Genomic DNA, 4,649 nt, shown 5'->3' with positions numbered 1-4,649 from the left:
GTTCTAACAAGTTATTTACTTATTTATGGACGTCCCGCATATCTCCCCCTGACAATCACATGATGCAGTACACCTGGTGCATCTATTCTCGCTTTTCGTGGCATGATCAACAAATATCAGAGATGAAACCCTATGTAAAGCATAAAATCATAGACGTCCCCATTGCCCCCACATCTGGCATCGGACTTCCGTTCCGGTCTCCCGTTCTGGCTTTGGCCGCAGACTTCACTACTAACCTGTTGGCTAAACTTTAGTTAGATGGGATTTGAGTCATTACGACTCTTACCCACTGGATAACAATAACCAATTTCATGGGATTTCTCCCAATTCCAAGGTCTCGGATTTATCTTGGCACGAGTATGCGATTGTTATAATTTATTTCAGATTTTATCTTTACGCTTTTTTTCAATTGATGAAATTTCAGATAGAAATATTTTTTTATTCTCAAGAAACTTTTTTATGCTTGATTGATCATAAATAGCAACGTCATTATCATTCGCAAGCATACTGGCATTTTCATTTAATGTGCTATTAGTCGCCACGGTAGGATAGAATTCTTCATTATACAAACTTTCATAGTATCCTTTTGCTTTCAATACTTCACCGATTGCGTTGTCATTAATTGGATACTTTGATTGTTTTACTTGAATAAGATAATTCCTACTATTTGAACGAGCTATGACATCAGCCCCTTTGTCGTTAGATTTTGGTGTCAAAATTATTTCGCAGCCCTTTTTTTCAAAAATTGTTCCTATCGCTGCTTCAAAAAACATTGGATCTAACTGGTCTAAATCTTTCAATGATAAAGATTCTTCAGTATAAGTTTGTTTATTTGCAAGATATAAATTGTCAGCAAAATCTTCTGCTTTTATCTCACAAATTGCCGATGGAAACATAGCCGCATCAGCAAGATTTCTTTTTTGTTTTAAAAGGTCGTCAATTACAACATCGAAAGTCTTGCATTCATCCAAAACAGCCATTGGATAATAGATAACCACTTCTTTTTCCTGACCTATTCGGTATGCTCTATCGGTTGCCTGAGATTCTTTTGATGGATTCCAATGCCTTGAATAATGAATTACATGATTAGCTCCGGTAACATTTAAACCGAGCCCAGCAGCGACAGGAGACATAATGATAATATTAAAACCGGCTTCCCTTTGAAACCTGTCAATTGCTCCCTGGCGTGTTTCTTTTTGTGATCGTTTCCCTTTCCGGGCAGCCATTTCACCATTGATAATGGAAACACTTTTCAAATCGAAATGTTCTTGAATCACTTTTTTTAAGATTCGTTGAGTTTTTTTGAACTCGGCAAAGACAATTACCTTTTCCTTTTTCCTTTTTATCTCTTCAAGGATTTCAATTGTAGTGGTTAATTTTGCGGAAGTTTCTATAAGTTTTTCTGAAGAAATATTTTCATAATTATAGCCTATAAGATAAGGATGATCAGAAACCTTTTTTAAATCTAAAATAGTTGAAAGGATTCCTCTTGTATTATCTGCCTGTTCTTCCTCAATTATACTGAAATAGGTTGCTTTCTGATAGTCAGGCATAATGTTTGTTTTTTTCTTTTCAGTTTTTTCAGGTAGACCTAAAAGTATTTCTTTCTTTAACCTTCTTTTAAAATAGAGACCGATTTGTGAACGTAGTTTCTCACCAAGTTCATTTAGCTTATCATCGGAAATATTTCTTTTAACCGGCTTCTGATATTGTCTGGAAAAGTCTTTTGCGCTTCCTAATAGTCCTGGAACGACAAAATCTACGATGCACCATAAATCGACCATTGAATTTTCCACGGGGGTTCCGGTAGCAGCTATTTTAAAATCAGCCTTTAAAGCTTTAATGGCATTTGTTACCAGTGTTCCTGGAGTTTTAATTTTTTGAGCCTCATCAATACAAATAACAGCCCAATTCACCTGTCCGAAAACAAGCTGATTCTTTGATTTCCTGATAGTTTCGTAATTGGTTAAAAATATTGAATGCCTTTTCAGATTAGAGAGATTGATCTGGTCTCTGTCAGAACTGTGAAGAATATTAATATCAATACCAATATTGAAAAATTTTCTTATTTCTGCATGCCAGTTTTCCAATAAAGTTATTGGCGCAACAATTAAATAAGGTTTTTGCTCTTTGTTTTGAGTTGAGTTATGCCAATCAATAAATGATAAGATTTGAATGGTTTTCCCCAATCCCATATCATCTGCCAGTAATCCGCCGGGATAACTATCATCAAATAAAGACTCCATCCAGGCAATACCTTCTTTTTGGTGGTCATAAAATTTTATTTCGTCTTTCAAGCTGGGCGGATTTTTAAATTTATGAATAAATGTGTCAGGGCATGGAACCGGCAATTTTTCATATTTTTGATATTTATCTTCATAAAGATTATCTTCAATAATCAAAACTTTCTTTTTAACAGGCGGTTGCTTTACAATTTTTCCGTTATCAGGTTCAGTTATTTGTTTTACAGGTATTTTGAGATTTTTTAACTGCTTTCGTGCTAAATTGATAAGCTTTTTAGCTTCTTCAACCGGAATTTGCTCTCCTCTGAAATCAATTGTTTCACCTTCATCTGATTCAGCTTTATTGCAAGCTTTCTCCAGATTTTCCAATTCATCATTATCAGGTATAAGGATTTTTCTTTTTTCCTGTCCTGAATCAATAATAATCCCTGGAATCCATTCCGATTTATAAGGAGATATAAAAGGAAAATATTTCGGCTTGTACAAACCAATTTTAATTACACGATCACTGAAATTATCAAGGTTAATAATTTCAGGGTCAAACAGCTCATGCGGAGATTCAAGGATTTTTTCTTTTTTTTTGCCGCTTACAATTCGATTTTCTTTTATTTTCTTTAGTTCATTCTGCTGATCTTTATTAAACGGAATGCGTATGCGTTTATTATTTTCATCTTTTATTGTATAACTTTGTCTGACTTTTGAGGCATCATCAAACTTTTGTTCAAATTGCGTTTGAATATTGGAATTTTCCTGTTCTTCGACTTCAGGTAATATTTCCAGATCACCAGCATCATTTTTCTTCAGTTTTAAGGATATTTTTTCAGGAAGAAAAATCTGTTCGTTTTTCAGGTAGGAATCGAGTATGGCGGCAGAGTCTTCGGATAATTGTTTTATTCCGGCAAATTTTGTCAAGTTTGTGGGGAAATCTCTTTCATCAAGATTATTAAATTCATCTACTGCCCCGCAAAGTTGATATTGCTTCAATGGCAGAAGATATTCAGCGCGATTTTGCAGAGTCAGTATGCATCCTGTACGGTTTCCAAATAATTGGCTGCCATGATTATATTCATAATACTTCAATACAAGTTTAAAGTCTGAATTTTGCAGCATCCCCGCAGAATCAATCCTGATATCAAACGGATAAAAATCCGGCAGATTTAATATTTTTTGATCAATGGAAGACATGCGGCATATCTCTTCGTGAGGGATAAATATTTCGTTATCCTCTTTGTGCGCCAATCCATTTTCCAGCAATTCCTGGAATAATAACCCGACAGAACTTTCTGAAGTTAATGAACTGTCTGAAAAAACAAAATATTGTTCATTAATTTCGTACATTTAAACTCAAATTCCCAAATGTTCTTTTATCCAAAATTTAAATTTTTGCTGCCAATTGCCTTGATGAAACACTCTGCCTTCATCTCTATGATAACAATATCCGTCTTTTAATCTTACTGCCATTTGCCTGTTATTTGAATTTTTTAGTTGACTCAAACTAACTCTGTCCCAATTCAAATTTAGTTTATTTTTATTCTCAGATTTGTAAATATAACATGCACCGCCTGTTTGACTGAATTCTACAAAATGATAATTTTTAATTACTAAAACAAAGGAACTGGTTCCCCCACCATATTCAAGTATCCCGAGTTTATGTTTTAAAATAGCCGGCTCTATCTCCTGGTTGTTTCGTTTAAAAGACAAAACCGCTACATTATCCATATAAATTTTAAAGTTAGTTACATGATCTATGTAACGATTCCAGAAAATACGTCTACTTGAATCCATCGATAGCTTATCAAAAAAGAGATAAATAAATTTTTTGGCAAGCCAATTATTTAAAACCTTTCTCGCACCCTCTAAATTTTGCCTGTCATTTTCATTTGAATTTACCCATGGAGACCAGTTATGATCTGAAGAAGGATCACCAATATATTGAAAACAGAAATTAAGCATTTCCATACGTATTGATTCAGAAGCACTAATTTTGTCCAGTTTTAAAACAATTTTTTCAACACATTTTTTATGAGTATCTTTTGAATCATGTTCTTTTAAAAAAGATAAAATTTCATCAATTTTGTTTATAAAATCAGGAGTTCTGGTAATAAGCTTTGTATAAGTTTCCGCTGCTTCACCAAAATATTCATAGTGTGCCATTGATTGAGGTATTTCAAGAAAGTCTGAAACATTATCCAATCGCTCATTTCTTTTGATTATTTCGTCACATAAGGCAATAATTCCATCAGAAGGTAAATAATAAACAGCCTTTGATTTGATTGCCGTAAAATTTCGATTTTGCGTGTTAATATTTTGAAGTTTTTCAGAAATAAGTTTTTTTAGCGGTTCTGTATCTGCGCTTATCCAGTTTTTCATTAGGGCATAAAAAAGTGGTAGAAGCATGCTGATTTT

Annotated in this window: 2 protein-coding genes; both read right to left on the bottom strand. The window is 33.7% G+C overall.

Annotation, left to right across the window (positions count from 1 at the left end):
• Nucleotides 1-380: 380 nt before the first annotated feature.
• A complete protein-coding gene (locus U9P79_02935) occupies nucleotides 381-3,581 on the bottom strand; it encodes an SNF2-related protein (protein ID MEA2103583.1) in 3,201 nt (1,066 codons plus the stop codon).
• A gap of 6 nt (nucleotides 3,582-3,587) precedes the next feature.
• On the bottom strand, nucleotides 3,588-4,649 hold a 1,062-nt coding region (locus tag U9P79_02930; GenBank protein MEA2103582.1), incomplete at its 5' end, for an EH signature domain-containing protein.

The organism is Candidatus Cloacimonadota bacterium (assembly GCA_034661015.1).
GTDB lineage: Bacteria > Cloacimonadota > Cloacimonadia > JGIOTU-2 > JGIOTU-2 > JAYEKN01.
The sequence above is the reverse complement of the archived record's forward strand: the minus strand, read 5'-3'. Positions and strand labels throughout refer to the sequence as shown.